This window comes from Pseudomonas sp. R4-34-07 (assembly GCF_003852375.1).
Taxonomy (GTDB): Bacteria; Pseudomonadota; Gammaproteobacteria; order Pseudomonadales; family Pseudomonadaceae; genus Aquipseudomonas.
Window position 1 is genome coordinate 3,120,995 of sequence record NZ_CP027760.1, and the last position, 17,414, is coordinate 3,138,408.

Annotated in this window: 16 protein-coding genes; 7 read left to right on the forward strand and 9 right to left on the reverse strand. The window is 61.2% G+C overall.

The genetic code is table 11. The annotated features are described in order from the left end of the window. Nucleotides 1–43 precede the first annotated feature (43 nt). The 3 genes from idi to C4J85_RS14225 are packed head-to-tail and all read right to left on the reverse strand — an operon-like array spanning nt 44 to nt 3,643. Complete coding sequence (gene idi / locus C4J85_RS14215; protein ID WP_124409975.1) at nt 44–586, reverse strand: isopentenyl-diphosphate Delta-isomerase; 543 nt, start codon at nt 584–586, stop codon at nt 44–46. 40 nt (nt 587–626) lie between these two features. After that, nucleotides 627–1,424, reverse strand: coding sequence for a trans-aconitate 2-methyltransferase (locus C4J85_RS14220; RefSeq protein ID WP_124409976.1), 798 nt, complete (start codon nt 1,422–1,424; stop codon nt 627–629). Then, nucleotides 1,421–3,643 (reverse strand): cytochrome P450, encoded by a 2,223-nt coding sequence (locus C4J85_RS14225; protein WP_124409977.1) that lies wholly within the window; start codon nt 3,641–3,643, stop codon nt 1,421–1,423. Before C4J85_RS14225 ends, C4J85_RS14220 begins: the two co-directional genes overlap by 4 nt. A gap of 255 nt (nt 3,644–3,898) precedes the next feature. Between C4J85_RS14225 and C4J85_RS14230 the strand changes: the two genes are divergently transcribed. Continuing rightward, entirely contained in the window at nt 3,899–4,591 is a 693-nt protein-coding gene (locus C4J85_RS14230) for an aspartate/glutamate racemase family protein (RefSeq protein WP_124409978.1), read from the forward strand. Here the strand turns inward: C4J85_RS14230 and C4J85_RS14235 are convergent. The 3 genes from C4J85_RS14235 to C4J85_RS14245 form a co-directional block, all read right to left on the reverse strand. Further along, nucleotides 4,588–5,100: a GNAT family N-acetyltransferase gene (locus tag C4J85_RS14235; RefSeq protein WP_124409979.1), complete on the reverse strand. Its 513-nt coding sequence runs from the start codon at nt 5,098–5,100 to the stop codon at nt 4,588–4,590. The two genes, C4J85_RS14230 and C4J85_RS14235, sit on opposite strands and share 4 nt — an antisense overlap. A 227-nt stretch (nt 5,101–5,327) precedes the next feature. Next, nucleotides 5,328–6,470: a glycerate kinase gene (locus C4J85_RS14240; protein WP_124409980.1), complete on the reverse strand. Its 1,143-nt coding sequence runs from the start codon at nt 6,468–6,470 to the stop codon at nt 5,328–5,330. A gap of 97 nt (nt 6,471–6,567) precedes the next feature. Continuing rightward, entirely contained in the window at nt 6,568–7,668 is a 1,101-nt protein-coding gene (locus C4J85_RS14245; protein ID WP_124409981.1) for a sugar diacid recognition domain-containing protein, read from the reverse strand. 161 nt (nt 7,669–7,829) lie between these two features. Between C4J85_RS14245 and C4J85_RS14250 the strand changes: the two genes are divergently transcribed. Then, on the forward strand, nt 7,830–9,140 hold the full coding sequence (locus tag C4J85_RS14250; protein WP_124409982.1) for an MFS transporter: 1,311 nt from the start codon (nt 7,830–7,832) through the stop codon (nt 9,138–9,140). A 60-nt stretch (nt 9,141–9,200) separates the two neighbouring features. Here C4J85_RS14250 and C4J85_RS14255 read toward each other — a convergent pair whose 3' ends face one another. Continuing rightward, nucleotides 9,201–9,905, reverse strand: a complete 705-nt coding sequence (locus tag C4J85_RS14255) for an SDR family oxidoreductase (protein WP_124409983.1) — start codon at nt 9,903–9,905, stop codon at nt 9,201–9,203. Between the two features lie 100 nt (nt 9,906–10,005). Between C4J85_RS14255 and C4J85_RS14260 the strand changes: the two genes are divergently transcribed. From C4J85_RS14260 to rarD, 3 genes are all read left to right on the forward strand, one after another. Then, a complete protein-coding gene (locus C4J85_RS14260) occupies nt 10,006–10,908 on the forward strand; it encodes a LysR family transcriptional regulator (protein ID WP_124409984.1) in 903 nt (300 codons plus the stop codon). Nucleotides 10,909–10,989: 81 nt separating this feature from the next. Further along, nucleotides 10,990–11,997 carry an aldo/keto reductase gene (locus C4J85_RS14265; RefSeq protein ID WP_124409985.1) on the forward strand — a complete coding sequence of 336 codons (1,008 nt, stop codon included), beginning with the start codon at nt 10,990–10,992 and terminating at the stop codon, nt 11,995–11,997. Nucleotides 11,998–12,156: 159 nt separating this feature from the next. Beyond that, the gene (gene rarD, locus C4J85_RS14270) at nt 12,157–13,038 is read left to right on the forward strand and encodes an EamA family transporter RarD (RefSeq protein ID WP_124362960.1); all 882 of its coding nucleotides are present in this window, start codon (nt 12,157–12,159) and stop codon (nt 13,036–13,038) included. Nucleotides 13,039–13,169: 131 nt separating this feature from the next. Here the strand turns inward: rarD and hppD are convergent, their stop codons facing one another. Beyond that, nucleotides 13,170–14,246, reverse strand: a complete 1,077-nt coding sequence (hppD, locus tag C4J85_RS14275; protein WP_124370790.1) for a 4-hydroxyphenylpyruvate dioxygenase — start codon at nt 14,244–14,246, stop codon at nt 13,170–13,172. A gap of 394 nt (nt 14,247–14,640) precedes the next feature. On the opposite strand from hppD, the gene C4J85_RS14280 reads away from it, so the two are divergent. Beyond that, entirely contained in the window at nt 14,641–16,182 is a 1,542-nt protein-coding gene (locus C4J85_RS14280) for an EAL domain-containing protein (protein WP_124409986.1), read from the forward strand. A 192-nt stretch (nt 16,183–16,374) separates the two neighbouring features. Then, on the forward strand, nt 16,375–16,740 hold the full coding sequence (locus C4J85_RS14285) for a histone-like nucleoid-structuring protein, MvaT/MvaU family (RefSeq protein WP_124362963.1): 366 nt from the start codon (nt 16,375–16,377) through the stop codon (nt 16,738–16,740). 100 nt (nt 16,741–16,840) lie between these two features. On the opposite strand, the gene C4J85_RS14290 is transcribed toward C4J85_RS14285, so the two are convergent. Next, nucleotides 16,841–17,377, reverse strand: a complete 537-nt coding sequence (locus C4J85_RS14290; protein ID WP_124411191.1) for a DUF4946 domain-containing protein — start codon at nt 17,375–17,377, stop codon at nt 16,841–16,843. Nucleotides 17,378–17,414 lie beyond the last annotated feature (37 nt).

The following is a 17,414-nucleotide window of genomic DNA, read 5'->3' on the forward strand; positions in this document are numbered from 1 at the left end:
TTAAAGGTGATTGCGCCTGGTTCGGCAATCGGCGGCAAGCAGGTCATGCCTGAGGTAACGGTGTATCGAACGAAGGATGCTCTAGTAAAAGGCGACGCCACTGCAGTCGAAACCAGGGCGTAAATGACGCGTGCGGCTCAGCAAGCCGGGCTGATATTTCGGCACGGGTCAGCCAGCTGATTTCGCTGATTTCGTCAGGAACGGGTGAAACCACAGCGTCCGATCGAGCCACCAGCACATGACACAGTTCGTGCTCGGCGCCGATCGAGCCAAAGCGGGCATGGTACTCAAAGCTGTATAGCGCCCTACAGGAAGCCCGGACGCCCAGCTCTTCGCGCAAGCGCCGAGACGCGGCATCCAGGACAGTCTCGCCAGGCGCCGGATGGCTGCAGCACGCATTCGACCAGAAACCTGACCAGAGCATTTTCCCTGGGGCACGACGCTGAAGCAGATGACGCCCGCGCCGGTCGATCAAATGTACCGAAAACGCACGGTGAAGCTGTCCCGCTCCCAGGTGCGCATCGCGTTTGCCACACACGCCGATCGGTACATCGTGTGCGTCTACCAACACCACATCATTGTTCATTCATAGTTCCTTCGCTCGTCGGCTCGGCGCCTTGCTCCTGTTAGACAACCTGTCCCCACGCGCTGACCAGGGTCAACGCTGCGGCAGTGAACGCGGGATCGGCCCGTAGCCGGGTCATGCCATCCAGGTCGTCCTGTTCGAGTAGCCCGCGTTTGAGCAACGCTGGCCCGGCCTGTGCCGTGGTTGCGGCCCAAAAGGTGTCGGCGGGGCTGTTATCGCCGATACGACCTTCAAGGGTGCGATGCCCTAAATTGGCAAGCCCTCGATCACGCAACCGATCCGGGAGCGTAGCGGCCCAAAGCATGTCGGAGCCAACGGTCTGCTCCAGCAGGGTAATCCCGGCCTGGGCCACTTTTCGGAACAACGGGTTCGCGGCGCTCAGGCTCGGCTGCAGGCTCACGTCCTCGATCACCAACCAGCCTCCCGGGCGCAGCCAAGTGATGGCTCGCGTCAATAGGTCCTCACGCTCGCCGAGGTGACACAGCAGCGCCCTGGCATGTACCACGTCAAAGGAGGCAACAGGAAAATCATCGGTCGCGGCATTGTGGGTAAGCACCCGGATACCGAGGATATCGGTAAGGAACCGGGTGTCGATATCCGTGGCGGTGACGCTCGCTTGGGGATATCGCTGGCTCAGCCAGCCGGCGAGCGATCCGGCCCCGGCGCCTAGATCAAGGATGGCAGGCTTGTCGGCAAGCACCAACTGATCAAAAACCTCTTGGCTCAACGGGTCAAAGACACGTTCCAGGGTGCGCAGCCGTGCCAGTTGGCCAGCGTGCTGGTCAGCGAGAAAGCTGCTGGTGTAGCCGGGTTCGTCGAGGTTGACGGTAAGGGTCACAGTACAACCTCCAGTCGATCAGGGCAGCGATTGAGGAACCCGCGCTCAATGGGCTTGAAACCCGGAGCCCAGCGCACGTTTGGAAAGGTCTGCAGCAGCAGGCGAGCGCCGAGCGTGATTTCCAACCGCGCCAGCATGGAGCCCAGGCAGAAGTGGCGGCCTGCGCCGAAGGCGAAATGGCTGGTAGCCTGTTCGCTGCGCGACAGATCAAACGTGTCCGGGTCGCTGAAGTGGTCCGGATCACGGTTGGCCGAACCAATCAGACAGGCCATTGTTGCGCCAGCCGGAATCGTGCCCGAAGGCAGTTGCAGCGGTTCACGGGCCTCCCGGAGTACGAGCTGCAACGGCGGGTTGCGCCGCAGGGTTTCGGCGAGGGCGTTATCCATCAGCTCTGGATCAGCGATCACCGCGTCTTTGACGCCCGGTTCGCTCAGCAGATTCACAATCAGGTTCGCCAGCGCGCCGTGGCTGGTTTCGCTACCCGCCGTCATCAGGATCGCGCAGTAAGCGCGCACGAAGGTCTCGGACAATGGCTGGCCGTCAATCCGTGCCGCCAGGAGCTGCGAGATCAAGTCGTCCGTGGGTTCGGCGCGTCGAGCGTCAATGTGGGGCTGAATAAAGTCATAGAAACTGTCTCGGTTGGATAATCCACCGGTCAGCAGCGCCGGGTCCTGTCGATAGTTGCCCATATACGCGAAGCCGATGGCGCACCACCGCTTCAGCCGCTCCACCTCTGCGCAGGTTTGCGCCGGCAGCCCCAGTGCATGCGCCATCACCCGTACCGGCAGCGCCGCGGTGAAATCGGCGATCAGGTCAACCTGGGGGCGACCGTGCATGTGCGCCAGCAACTCTGTGGTCACCGCGATGATGGAAGCTTCGAGCGCCGCGAGGGCCTTGCCACGAAACGCAGGGCTGAGCAACGCGCGGTGCTGGGCGTGTTCACATCCGTCCATCGTGACGATGGTGTGGCCCAGCAGCGGTCCGATCTGCCAACTGTAGTTATTGTTGCTTGCACCCGGATGAGTCAGGGCGGCTTTGACGTCCACATGCCGGCTGACCAGCCACACATCGGTGGGCTCGTCGTAAGCGATCGGCAGCGTGGTACGCAATTGCTCATATAACGGGTATGGGTCGATTTCGAACTGCCGGGATTTGAGCGTCGGAGGGATAAGTTTCAGGTCCACTGGCTGATCGTTCCGGGCCGCAGAGTCGGCGGCATGCAGCAGATAACGAGAGACGCTGCGGTGCCAGTCGCCTGCCGCCCGCACAACCTGACGCAGCCGGTCCGGGTCCGTCGCCGCGCTCGGCGGGTGGCCCGCAGGCTCGGCAGCGAGCGCCGTGAACTGCGCCACTGCCGTGTTTATCATTTGATGGGCGGATTCGATCGCGGCGGGCCAATCCATGCCAGCGCAGGCCGCGAGTACCGACACCAGGTTGAAACGCTCACCACACACCACATCCTTGGCAATCGAATGGATATCGTTGGTCCAGGCGATGATATCGGCAGCGTGCTCACGCATCCCGTTCCACCTATGAGCGTCCGTTGGAGGCTCGTACGGATCGAGCGTTTCGGCCCCATCGATGAGATCAAAGAAGAACAGTGCGCCGAACGAATCCCGGCGCAACGGCAGATAGTCGGCCAATGTGAGCGCCGTGTCGGTTTCCCGCACGTGCACCAGCGTTGCCTGCGCACGCAAATGCTGCATCAGATGTCGCACCAGCCGGGCCCGCCAACGGTCGTCGCCCCAGCTCCGGGTCCGCGGCCAAAGATCATCGACCAGAACGGCTAGCATCGGGTCCTCGAACCGTCTGCCTTGGCCTGAGGGAGCAGCGCCGCTGCTTTCGGTCAGCGCCTGCACCGAGGTGATGAAACCTTCCAATGCTCCGTTTTCCGCCCAGGGCCCATCGTCGATACGGTCATCCAGCGTGAGCGCCCACAGGTACCAGCACACCAGGATCTCGGCCCGGTGCGTGGGCGCCCTGCCGCATAACGCCAGCCCCAGGTCGAGCAGCGCCGTGGTACTCAATCGATGCGCACCACGGCGGCCGATCAAGCCGTATCGCTGCGCCCAGGCGAGGGCATGCGCGCGCAACTGCTCGCTGTCGGAGCGTGGCGGCGGACCGGCGAAAGGAAACTGAATCTCGGGGATGATAAGGGGCGGCGGTGGGTGATCTCTGTGGCTGGGGCCGGGGTCGTCCTCGCAGTGTGGCGGTGCCATGATGAACTCCTCTTGAATGAACTTTCATTAAGAACGACCTTACAGAAAACCAACCCCATCAGGGTGTGAGGGGAGTCTGACTATTCATCTAGTAAAGGCAGCTCTGGAGCGTAGGAAAAGGTCTATCGCCATCGTGAGCAGTGACCGGTCATCAACATTGCATGAACTGCACTGGTGGATTGGCCGGCAACTGCACATGACTAATGCGCCTTCGGTGAGTATGGTGGAATCCACATTCCCTGCCCGGAGCATCGCATGCGCACCATCGGCCTTATCGGCGGCATGAGCTGGGAGTCCAGCGCCGAGTATTACCGCATCATCAACCAGCAAGTACGCGACCGGCTCGGCCCGCTGCGTTCGGCGCAACTGTTGATGTACAGCGTGGACTTCGGCCCGGTGGAACAGGCCCAGCACGCCGGGCGCTGGGACGATACCGCGCTGATCCTGGAAGACGCCGCGCGCCGTTTGCAGGCCGGGGGCGCCGAGTGTGTGGTGCTGTGTACCAACACCATGCACCGGGTGGCGCCGCGTATCGAGGCGGCGGTGTCGATTCCCTTCCTGCATATCGCCGATGCGGCGGGCGCTGCCGCCGTACAGGCGGGTACCTTGACCGTAGGATTGCTCGGCACTGCATTCACCATGGAACAGGACTTCCTCAAGTCCCGCCTGGCCGCACAGGGCCTGACCGTGCTGGTGCCGGATGCGGACGAACGCAAAGCGGTGCACCGGATCATCTATGAAGAGTTATGTGTGGGGGTGATCAGCGCCGAATCACGCGCCGTCTACCAGCGGGTGATCGAATCCCTGGCCGCGCGCGGCGCCCAGGCGGTGATCCTCGGCTGTACGGAAATCAGCCTGCTGATCAAGCCCGAGCACTGCGACCTGCCGCTGCTGGACACCACCGAGCTGCATGCGCGGGCTGCGGTGGCGTTTGCACTGGAGGACTAAACCGGCGTGCGCAGGCGCGCCATGCTCAAGGTGTCGACGAACACACCGTCACGCAGGGCGTAATCGCGCAAACAGCCTTCGACCTCGAAGCCGAATTTGCGGTACAGGTTGTGCGCCGCCTCGTTGTCGGCGTACACCGTGAGTTCTACGCGATGCAGGTTCATCCAGTTGTCAGCCACATCCAGCGCGGCCGCCAGCAACTTCGAACCCACGCCCTTACCCTGCCAGGCCGTCGCCACCCCCATGCCGAGCGACCCCACATGCGCCTGGCGCACGCGCAGGTACTGTTCCAACCCCAATTGACCAATCACTTCGCCGCCGTGCACCGCCACCAGTTGCAAACGGCGTTCGTTATCCATTACCAGGCGCTTGCGCCACGCTTCCACTGACTGAAAAGGCATTTGCAGCACCTGACGGCATACCGCCGGTTCGTTATAGAGCGCAGCGACACCCTCAAGATGGGCCTCGGTGAAACGCTGGATCACGATATGGGGTTCGGGGGTGTGCATCGTATTTCATCCTTTGAAAGACAAGTGGCCGTCTAGTGTAGGGCATAGGCATCTACGCGACGTTGTAGCAGCCTACGGTAAACACGCTGACCTGTAGGAGCGAGGCGGGCGGCTAGCCCTTGCTCGCGAAAAACCTCCAGGCAACGCGTTCATTCTGAATAAACGCGGAGGCCCGGGGTTCTTCGCGAGCAAGGGCTAGCCGCCCGCCTCGCTCCCACAAAAGGCATTTAAGCGACAGGCCGTGCCAAGCGCCACACCCGCGCAATATCCGAGGCTCGCTCACGCAACAAGTGCGGCGCCTCGCTGCATGCCTGGGCAAGACTCATCGGCCCCGAGGGCAGCGCAAAGGCGGCATCCACGCCGTGGGCGTACATCTGCTCGTAGCCATCGCCCAGGGTTCCGGCGATCACGATCACCGGGACATTGTGTTGCCGGGCAATACGCGCCACGCCAAACGGGGTTTTCCCGCGCAGGGTCTGGGCATCGAAGCGGCCTTCGCCGGTGATGACCAGGTCGGCGCCACGCACCACGGCGTCGAGGCCAACCAGCTCGGCCACCACTTCAACGCCGGCGCGAAATTGCGCGCCGAGGAATGCCTTGGCGGCGAACCCCAAGCCGCCTGCCGCGCCGCTGCCGGGTTCGTCACGCACGTCCTGGGCCAGCACCCTGGCGCAGTGGTCGGCAAAATGACCAAGGGCGGCATCCAACTGCTGCACCTGTTCGGGGTTGGCGCCCTTTTGCGGGCCGAAAATCGCCGAGGCGCCATGGGGACCGCACAGCGGGTTGTTCACATCCGCCGCGATTTCGAAGCAGACCCGCGCCAGGCGCGGGTCGAGGTTTTCCAGGCTGATACGCGCCAGGCCGCTCAACGCCAAGCCACCGGGTGCCAAGGGCTGGTCCTGGGCGTCGAGCAACTGCACGCCGAGCGCTTGCATCGCGCCTGCGCCGCCATCGTTGGTGGCACTGCCGCCGATCGCCAGGATAATGCGCCGGGCGCCCAGGTCGAGCGCGGCGCGGATCAGCTCGCCAGTGCCATACGTGCTGCTGGAGCAGGCATCGCGCTGGCCCGGTGCAACCAACTGCAGGCCACTGGCCTCAGCCATTTCGATGATCGCGGTGTGGCTGTCGGCCAACCAGCCCCAATGCGCCTGCACCGTAGCGCCCATTGGCCCGCGCACGGCCTGGCTGCGCAATTGGCCGTTACACGCGGCGAGCACTGCTTCGACCGTCCCCTCACCGCCGTCCGCCATCGGGCATTGCACCAGCTGTGCGTCAGGCCAGACCTGAGCCAACCCTTGCGCAATCGCCTGGGCGACCCCTTCGGCACTCAGGCTGTCCTTGAACGAGTCAGGGGCGATGATGATTTTCATGGGCGTTCTCCGTTTTTTATAGCGCCCATGCTGCCAGTTGGCACCGCCAATGACGCCGGTCCAATGCACAAGTGCGGCTGAGGTTTGTTGTTCATTTTTACAAAGCCTGGGGCAACAGTTGCACGCCCAGGTACAGCGCCAGCATGCCATCCAGGGTCAGCGGGTCGACGCCGCTCAGTTCGGCAATCCGTTCCATGCGGTAGCGCAGGCTATTGCGGTGAATCCCCAGGGCATCGGCACAGGCCTGGCTTTGTCCGTCGTGGTCGCACCATGCGCGCAGCGTGGCCAGCAGTTGACCATTGTTGTCCTTGGCGAGGACTTTGCGCAGCGGGTTGAGCAATTCATCCAGGGCGTCGTCGTTGCGATGGCGCCAGAGCATGACCGGCAGACGATAGCGGTTGAGGATCAACAGCCGTGAATGCGGCAGGATATCGCGACCGTACGCCAGCAAATCACTGACACGGCGATAGCACCGGCGCAACCCGGCCAAATCCTGCGCCTGCCCGCCTACGGCGACCCGCAGGACAGCCCAGCCCAGGCCGTCGAGCTTTTCCAGCAGGCGTAGGTTATCGATCTGCACCGCCGCGGGGCGGCACCACAACAGGGACAACGGCGCTGAACTCACGCACCAGCTGTCCGAGTAACGCGACGTCAGCCAGGCACTCAAGGCTTCGGCCGACTGCCCCGCGCCCAGTTCGAACAGGTAAGGCGTACGCGCCAGTTGCGGCTTGAGGCCCAGTTGTTGCGCTTCGTCGACCAGGCGCGGCGAGTCACCGGTATCGGCCAGCAGCAATGCCAGCAGGTCATCACAACGCTGGCGCCGCCACTGCTGCTCGGCCTGCTGGTGCCGGTGGCTGACCAGCATCTCGGCGGTCATGCGCACCAGTTCGGCGTAGGTGCGCAGGCCTTGCGGTTCACCGGTGATACCCAGCACACCGATCAGGCGTTGGTCATGCATCAGCGGCAAGTTGATGCCGGGCAGCACGCCCTTGAGGTGCTTGGCGGTCTGCCCGTCGATTTCCACCACGCGCCCGTTCGCCAGCACCAGTTGGGCACCTTCGTGGCGGGTGTTAATGCGTTCCGGCTCGCCGCTGCCGAGGATCAGGCCCTGGCTGTCCATGACGTTGACGTTGTAGGGCAGGATCGCCATGGTGCGGTCGACGATATCCTGTGCCAGCTCATGATCCAGCTCGAACATGGGGCAATTTTCCTTCCAAAGCGGGTTGGTCACCGGCACAGCGCAAAGCGGGCCTGGCTGTGCGCAAGCACAAAGACAGTTGCCCATCGCGTCGCCGAGACTGTTTGGGCGATCAACGTTACCCTCGCATCGCTAAAAATCATAATAAAGAGAGACTCGCCATGTCACAGAGCGCCGCAGCAGCACTGGCCACCGATGACGATAAAAACGCCATCTACAAGCGCGTTACCCTGCGCCTGATTCCCTTCATCTTTATCTGCTACCTGTTCAACTACCTTGACCGGGTGAACGTTGGCTTTGCCAAGTTGCAGATGCTCGACGCGTTGAAATTCAGTGAAACCGTGTACGGCCTGGGTGCCGGGATCTTCTTTATCGGCTACGTGCTGTGTGGCGTGCCGAGCAACCTGGCGCTGACCCGGTTCGGGCCAAGGCGCTGGATAGCGCTGATGATGATCGTGTGGGGCACCTTGTCCACCTGCCTGCTGTTCGTGACCACCCCGACGCATTTCTACACCTTGCGCCTGTTCACCGGTGCCGCCGAGGCGGGTTTCTTTCCCGGTGTGGTGCTGTACCTCTCGCAGTGGTTCCCGACGTTTCGCCGAGGCCGGATCATGGCGCTGTTCATGTCCGCGATTCCGGTCTCCGGCCTGCTCGGCAGCCCGTTCTCCGGCTGGATTCTCAACCACTTTGCGGCAGGTCAAGGCGGCCTCGCCGGTTGGCAGTGGATGTTCCTGTTGCAAGGCATTCCCACGGTGATCCTCGGCGCCCTCGCCTACTTCCTGCTCAGTGACAGCTTCGCCCACGCCAAGTGGCTCAAGCCCCACGAACGCGCGGTACTGGAAGCCGACCAGGCCACCGATCTTGCGAACAAACCGAAGACCACCACCGACTCCCTGGCCGAGGTGTTCAAGAACCCGGCGATCTGGGCGTTCGGCCTGATCTACTTCTGCATCCAGAGCGGCGTCTACGCGATCAACTTCTGGCTGCCGTCGATCATCAAGAACCTGGGGTTCAGCGATAACCTGGTGATCGGCTGGCTCAGTGCGATCCCCTACCTGCTGGCCGCAGTCTTCATGTTGCTGGTGGGCCGTTCCGCAGACTTGCGCACGGAACGCCGGTGGCACTTGGTGGTGCCGATGCTGATGGGCGCAATTGGCCTGGTGATCGCGGTGAATTTCGCTACCACCCCGGCTATCGCCATTCTCGGCCTGACCATCGCCACCATGGGCGCCCTCACCGGCCTGCCGATGTTCTGGCCGGTGCCCACCGCCATGCTCAGCGCGGGCGCGGCGGCGGGTGGGCTGGCGTTGATCAACTCCATGGGCCAGATGGCCGGGTTTCTCAGCCCCTACATCGTCGGGTTCGTGAAGGATGCGACGGGGTCCACGGATGTGGCGCTGTACTTGCTGGCAGCGGTCATCGTCGCCGGCAGTGTGTTGGCGTTGCGCATGACACGCACCTTGAAGGTGTAAAGCGCCCCTGGTGAGCGGGTTGCTGTAGGGAGGGAGCGCCCTCCCTACAATCGGGTAGTGTTACAGCAGGCCGCCGCCGTCGATATCGATCACGGCGCCAGTCATATAGCCGTTCTCCATCGCCAGCACATACCCTGCCGCCACTTCCTGCGCCTGCCCGATGCGCCCAACCGGCAAGGCTCCACCGGCCTTGGCGAACATCGCCAGGCGCTGCTCTTCACCAAGCCCGGCATAAGCCGGTGTGTCGATCACGCCGGGGCTGATCACGTTGACGCGACGCGGCGCCAGTTCCTTGGCCAGCTGCTTGCCCAGCGCTTCGGTGGCGGCGTTGATGCCGACCTTGATGAACTGTCCCGCAACCCATTTGCGCCCCAACTGGCCGGAGGTCAGGCTGATGCTGCCGTGCTCATGCAGAAACGGCAGTGCCTGTTGAATCGCACGCAACGCGCCCCAGAGTTTCACATTGAAGTTGGCCTGGGCTTCGTCCAGGTCGGTGTCGATCAGGGTTTTGGCGTTGACCGAAGGGCCTGATGTGTAAACCAGATGATCAAAGCGCCCCACTGCTTCGAACAGGCGTTGCAAGGATGCGCTGTCGCTGACATCCACCGGCTCGCTGCGGATGCCGTCGTGCAGCGCCGAGGTCAGGCGGCGCCCCGCCACCACCACGTTTGCACCGCGCTCTGCCGCGGCCTTGGCGACGGCTGCGCCGATGCCGCTGCTGCCACCGATCACAATGATGGTTTTGCCGTTGAGAGACGTCGTCATGGAAGGTTTCCTGGGTGAGAAAGTGAGCGTTCATCTTCCACGCTTGGTAATCGGAGAGAAATCCCGGTAAAACGACAAGATCTTTAAAGGAATTTTACAAATGAGTTCGATCCTGGACCTCGAAGTGTTCGTGCGCACCGCCGATGTGGGCAGCCTGTCTGCTGCGGCACGCGGGCTTGGCCTGACCCCGGCAGCGGCCAGTATCGCCCTCAAGCGCCTGGAGACGCGCCTGGGCCTGCGCTTGTTCGCCCGTTCTACCCGCAGCATGCGGCTGACCGAGGAAGGCCGGCGCTATCTGGACAGCGTACGCGTTGCGCTGGCGGCATTGAGCGAGGGTGAACAGGCGCTCAAGCAGCAAAGCCAGGGCCTGACCGGTTTGCTGCAAGTGGCGGCACCGTCGGATTTCGGGCGTAATGTGGTGCTGGGTTGGCTGGACGCCTTCAAGGCCGAACATCCGAACATCCGCCTGCAATTGATGCTCAACGACAGCAACGCCGACCTGTTTCGCGAAACGGTCGACATCGCCCTGCGTTTTGGCGTGCCGCAGGATTCCAGCCTAGTCGCGTTGCCCATCGTCCCCGACCACTATCGCGTTGCCTGTGCAAGCCCCGCCTACCTGGCGAGCCATGGCGCACCGCAACATCCAACGCAACTGTCAGGGCACAGCGCGTTGCGTTACATGCGCCAAGGTCAAGTCAGCAAGACCTGGCGCTTTCGCCAGGGCACGCAGGTGGAAGAGGTCGAGGTCAGCGGCGACTTTCTCAGCGACGACGGCGAGGTCGTGCGCCGTTGGGCGCTGGCCGGCCACGGCATCGCCTATAAAGCCCAGCTGGATGTAGTGGGCGACCTTGCCGCCGGCCGGCTGGTGGCATTGTTTGATGGATGGCAAGGCGAACCTGCGCCATTCAACCTGATGTGCCCCCATCGTCTGCAGGTATCGGAACGGGTGAAGGTGCTGCAGCGTTTTTTACAGGAGCGCTGCCAGACGTTGCTGAGCGCGTGAAGAAATACGCACAGGGCTTGTTCCAGAGCGTTGGTGTCTGGTATTGCATGAGCCACGTTTGCCTGCCATGAGGAGCTTTGCATGATTTACCGCACATTGGGCCAGTCCGGGTTGAAGGTCAGCGCACTGACGCTGGGCACCATGATGTTTGGCGAACAGACCAGCACCGAAGACTCGCTGCGCATCATCGACAAGGCCTGGGATCAAGGCATCAACTTTATCGACACCGCCGACGTCTACACCGGCGGGCGCTCCGAGGAGATCGTCGGCGAGGCCATCGCGCGCAACCGCCAGGACTGGGTGGTGGCGTCGAAGGTCGGCTTCGGCCCGGCGGATGGCGTGCCCAACCGCAATGGGCTGAGCCGCAAACGCCTGTTCAACGCGCTGGAGGCCAGCCTGACGCGCTTGGACACCGACTACCTGGACATCTACTACCTGCACCGCGAGGACCACGACACGCCGCTGGAAGTCACGGTATCGGCGATCGGTGACTTGATTCGCCAGGGCAAAGTACGCTACTGGGGGTTATCCAACTATCGTGGCTGGCGTATCGCCGAGGTCATTCGCGTGGCCGAACGCCTGGGCGTTGACAGGCCCATCATCAGTCAGCCGTTGTACAACATCGTCAATCGCCAGGCCGAAGTCGAGCAGATCACCGCCGCGGCCGCCTATGGACTGGGCGTGGTGCCGTACAGCCCATTGGCGCGTGGCGTGCTCAGCGGTAAGTACGCCCCCGACCTGGCGCCTGAACCGGGCAGCCGCGCGGCACGCCAGGACAAACGCATCCTGGAAACCGAATGGCGCGTGGAATCGCTGCGCATCGCCCAGCAGATCCAGCAATACACCCAGGGCCGTGGCGTGGGCATGGTCGAGTTCGCGATCGCCTGGGTGCTGAACAACGCGGCAGTGAGTTCGGCGATTGTCGGCCCGCGCACCGAGGCACAATGGGATGCGTACACCGGGGCATTGGCGGTAGAGATCACGGCGCAGGATGAGGCGTTCGTCGACTCACTGGTGACGCCGGGGCATTCGTCCACGCCGGGCTTCAATGACGTCGGGCATTTCGTGTCGGGCCGAGTGACGCGTTAGTTGCGATGACGCGTTCTCGCTGACCACGAAAACGCGTTCGAACCGCGCATTACACGAAAATTTACGCAAGCCCGCCCCGAAACAGCGCAGCGCTTTGACGCTAAAGGCACCATAATCCTCTGCTGGAATTGGATCTGAATCGGCTTTCGCGAGGACAGCGTGTCTAAAGGTGTTGCGTTATCGGTATTGGCCTCGGTGTTGTTCGCCGTGATGTATTACTTCACGTCCCTGCTCACACCGTTGAGTGGCCTGGAAATTTTCGGCTGGCGCATGTTGCTGACCGTGCCCTGCATGACCGTATTCATGGTAGTCAGCGGCGAATGGCGGCGGGTGTGGGAGTTGCTGCGTCTGCTCGCGGCCAGGCCGCGCTTGATCGGCGGCGTGCTGGTGTCGTCCGCGTTGCTCGGCGTGCAGTTATGGCTGTTCATGTGGGCACCGCTTAATGGCCGCAGCCTGGATGTGTCGGTGGGGTATTTTCTGTTACCGCTGACCATGGTGTTGACCGGGCGCCTGGTCTACGGCGAACAGTTGTCGCGCTTGCAGCAGATCGCCGTGGTATTTGCCGCATTGGGTGTGCTCAACGAGCTGTACCAGGCCGGCGGTTTTTCCTGGGCGACCCTGGTAGTGATCATCGGTTACCCCGTGTATTTCGTGGTGCGTAAATACCTGACCACCGACCATCTGGGCGGCCTGTGGCTGGACATGGCGTTGATGCTGCCGGTGGCCTGGTGGTTCGTGCAAAGCGGCGAACAGGGCTTTGCGGTACTGGATGCACAGCCCAAGCTCTACGCGTTGATTCCGATGCTGGGCGTGATCAGTGCTTCGGCGCTGGTGAGCTATATCATCGCCAGCCGTTTGCTGGCCTTCAGCCTGTTCGGCCTGCTCAGTTATGTGGAACCGGTGTTGTTGCTGGCAGTCGCGCTACTGCTGGGTGAAGGCATCAAGGGCGGGCAATGGCTGACTTATATCCCGATCTGGCTGGCGGTGATGGTGCTGGTGTATGAAGGATTCAAGCACTTGGTGCGTCAGCGCAAGGCTTGACTCGGTCAAAAATGTGGGAGGGGGCTTGCCCCCGATAAGGCAGTGTCAGTCAGCGCATATGTGACTGAGCCACCGTCATCGGGGGCAAGCCCCCTCCCACATTTGATCGCTGTTGTGTCAGGGATTATTGCTTAGTCAGCGGTTAACACACCGCGACGTACCTGATCACGCTCGATGGACTCGAACAACGCCTTGAAGTTGCCCTCGCCGAAGCCATCGTCGCCTTTACGCTGAATGAATTCGAAGAACACCGGGCCCATCAGGGTTTCCGAGAAGATCTGCAGCAGCAGGCGCTTGTCGCCCTCGATCGAGGAGCCATCGAGCAAAATGCCGCGCGCCTGCAGTTGGTCCACCGGTTCGCCGTGGTTCGGCAGGCGGCCTTCGAGCATCTCGTAGTAGGTGTCCGGCGGCGCGGTCATGAAACGCATGCCGATCTTCTTCAGCGCGTCCCAGGTCTTGACCAGGTCGTCGGTGAGGAACGCCACGTGCTGGATGCCCTCGCCGTTGAACTGCATCAGGAACTCTTCGATCTGGCCGGCGCCCTTGGAGGACTCTTCGTTCAACGGGATGCGGATCATGCCATCCGGCGCGCTCATGGCCTTGGACGTCAGGCCGGTGTATTCGCCCTTGATATCGAAGTAGCGCGCTTCACGGAAGTTGAACAGCTTCTCGTAGAAGTTGGCCCAGTAAGCCATGCGGCCGCGGTAGACGTTGTGGGTCAGGTGGTCGATGACCTTCAGGCCGGCGCCCTGCGGGTTACGGTCTACGCCTTCGAGGTAGACGAAGTCGATGTCATAGATCGAGCTGCCTTCGCCAAAACGGTCGATCAGGTACAGCGGCGCCCCGCCGATGCCTTTGATCGCTGGCAGGTTCAATTCCATCGGGCCGGTGTCGATATGAATCGGCTGGGCCCCGAGTTCCAGGGCGCGCTTGTAGGCTTCCTGCGAGTTCTTCACGCGAAACGCCATGCCGCACACCGACGGCCCATGCTCGGCGGCGAAGTACGAGGCAAGGCTGTTGGGCTCATTATTGAGGATCAGGTTGATCTCGCCCTGGCGGAACAGGTGCACGTTCTTGGAACGGTGGGTTGCCACCTTGGTGAAGCCCATGATCTCGAAGATCGGCTCCAGGGTGCCCGGGGTCGGCGAGGCGAATTCAATGAACTCAAAGCCCATCAGGCCCATCGGGTTTTCGTATTGGTCGGTCATGTTCGGTGCCTCATCATGCTTGGGGTAACAGCTAGTTATTTACTAGCTATATGGTTATTTGCGGGCAAGGATGAGGTCAGCGGGTGGCGCACAGGAAAGGCCTCGCACGCTGCGGGCGAGGAAGTCACCAAAGATGAGGGGCGAACCGAGTTGCTTCATGGTGTCATCAGTCTCTGACGGCGAGGCTTGCGTGAGCGCAAGTCCATATTCTTGTATGCGTAAATCGATTCTACACAGCGTAACCGTATTTGTCCGTACTCTTATCAAATCTCCATTGCCTTGCTGTGCGCAAGGAGTTTATTGCGCAGATAAGGCGTTACGTTTTGCCGAGCACCATGTGGCAATGCCATCTATCATCGGCATAGTCTCCCCTTTTCTGCATGGCTGCCCCTGTATGCCCCTGACCTCCCAAGGCCCACGAAACCGAGTCGCCCGCTATGTGTTCAGCGCAGTCTGCGGCCTGCTTCCCGTTTTGCTTGGGGTGGTGATTCTTTATTGGCAGGCCGAGCGCACGCTTGAGCAAAGCACCGCTCAAACGGCGCAGGAAGCCGTGCGTCAGTTCGACTTGATGCTCGACAACACCGCCGCCGCCGCCCAAGCGCTGTTACCACTGGCCGGCTTGCCGTGTGATAAGGCCGCGAAGCTGGCACTGCGTGAGCAGGTCACTCGTCGGCCGTTCGTGCGTGCCACCACCCTGTCCTGGCAGAGAAACATTTATTGCAGTTCGTTGTTTGGCAGCGGTTATGAGTCGCCGGTCAACCCGGACGACTACGTTGACGGCAGTTTGTGGTTGATGAACGGTAACCCCGTCACGCCGGATACCGCGCTGCTGGTTTACCGGTTGGTCGACGGTGATCGAGCCGCGTTCGCCTCGATTGACGGCTATCACCTCACCAATGCCCTGCGCCTGATCAGCCGCTATGCCTTCCTGGTGCTGAAAGTAGGCCCCCATTGGCTGGACGCCGAGGGCAAGGTGCATACCAGCACACCGCCGAGGTTTGCCGTGGCCCAGCACTTTTTGGCCTCCAACCGCTATCCGTACAGCGTTGACGTGGGCATGCCCGACGGCGAGGTGTGGCGTTATATGCAGGCGCGTTACCCGGCGGTGTTCAGTCTGGTGGTGTTTTTTGGGGTGCTGGCCGGCGTCCTGGCCCATTGGCTGCAGAAGCGCTCTTCGGCGCCTACCCACGAGTTGCAACGGGCCCTGGGCGCCAACGAGTTCATTCCCTATTTCCAGCCGGTGGTGCGCGGCGACACTCGCCAATGGGCCGGCTGCGAAGTGCTGATGCGCTGGAAGCATCCTAAAGAGGGGCTGGTGCGGCCGGACCTGTTTATCCCCCTGGCCGAACACTGCGGACTGATCGTGCCGATGACCCGCGCCCTGCTCCGCCAGACCGCCGCGCAATTGGCGCCGCATGCCGAGCACTTCAGCCCGGGTTTCCATATCGGCGTGAACATCACCGCACGCCATTGCCACGATCTGGATCTGGTGGATGATTGCCGGCAGTTCCTCGCGGCCTTCCCGCCCGGCCAGGTCACCCTGGTCCTGGAATTGACCGAGCGCGAGCTGATCGAACCCACCGACATCACGCGCCGCCTGTTCGACGCTCTGCACCAGTTGGGCGTGATGATCGCAATCGACGACTTCGGCACCGGGCATTCAAGCCTGGGTTACTTGCGCAACTTCAATGTGGATTACTTGAAGATCGATCAAAGCTTCGTCGCCATGATCGGAGCGGATGCGCTCTCCCGGCATATTCTCGACAGCATCATAGAACTGTCCGCCAAGCTGGACCTGGGTATAGTGGCCGAGGGTGTGGAAACAGCGCAGCAGTGTGATTACCTTGTTGCAAAAGGCGTGGACTTTTTGCAAGGTTACCTGTTCGGCCGCCCGGTACCTTGCGATGAATTCATTAAGGCGTTGACCCGCCATTGAATAGCCATCGACTTTAGATGAAACAATCTTATTTAGACAAAGACATGATTTACTCGAAGTGAATTAACCACTACAATTTTTCGTGCCGGCGATACACTCACGCAGGTGTTTTCGTTGAGTTAGCTTAATCCTCTTGGCTTAAGGCTTTCTTCGCAGTAGCTATCAGCTAACTACACTATTGGAGTACAGATTTTGTCCAGACTCGCCGAATTTCGCGCAGCAGAAAAAGCCCTTCAAGAGCAGCTCGCCCAGCTGGAATCGCTGAAGAACGACGCCGGGCTGAAGAAAGAAATCGAATTCGAAGAAAAACTTACAAAGCTGATGAGCAGTTATGACAAGAGCCTGCGCGATGTGATCGCCATCCTTGATCCAAACCCGGGCAAATCGGCTGCTGCAGCCGTTCGTGCGCCGAAACAGCGCCGCGCACGTGTGGTCAAGGTTTACCAGAACCCGCATACCGGCGAGCTGATCGAGACCAAAGGCGGCAACCACCGCGGCCTTAAAGCCTGGAAAGAAGAGCACGGCGCAGCCACTGTAGACTCTTGGCTTCGCGGTTGATTAACATGCACTAACAGAAAGCCCCGCTTACGCGGGGCTTTTCGTTTATAGGTTCACAAACGAAACTAACTTAAGTTCACATTCGTTCGCCTAGAACCATTCAAAGTTTGAGGCTATCACGCACCGAACTGACCTCATCTTTGCTGGCCTCGTACGCTTGCGCCTGGCCCGCATATGAAAATACGTAGGCTTTATCGGCATCCACTGCCCCCACTAGTGTTTGCGACAGCACATGTCGACCGTTCTCGGTAATCACACAGGTAGTTTCCAGCGCCTCAAGACGGCTCAATGTAGCGGGGTGCATTTTGGTGCACACGCTTTGATAACCGCCCTGGGCAAAATCTTTCTGGATGGATTTACGCATTTCCAGCAAAACGCCTTGAAGATTGACGTTATGCCCAACCTCGATCGGCGTACCGGTCAACTCCATCACCATCAAGGTCTTGCCATGTTCATCATTTTTGATCGCGCGCTGTCGCGACACGGCCTGGGTCCCCCCGGCTGCGTTGCCATCGGGTTCAACTTCCTCGACCTGCCAGCCGCTGGGCCAATGAATTTCCGGCTCGGCCGCCAGTACGAACGGGCTGCCCAACACTAAGCACAACGTAGCCAATAACGGTTTACGAAACTCGATCATTGCCAAAAGCATCCAAGGTTCCAGCACCAAAGTTTGC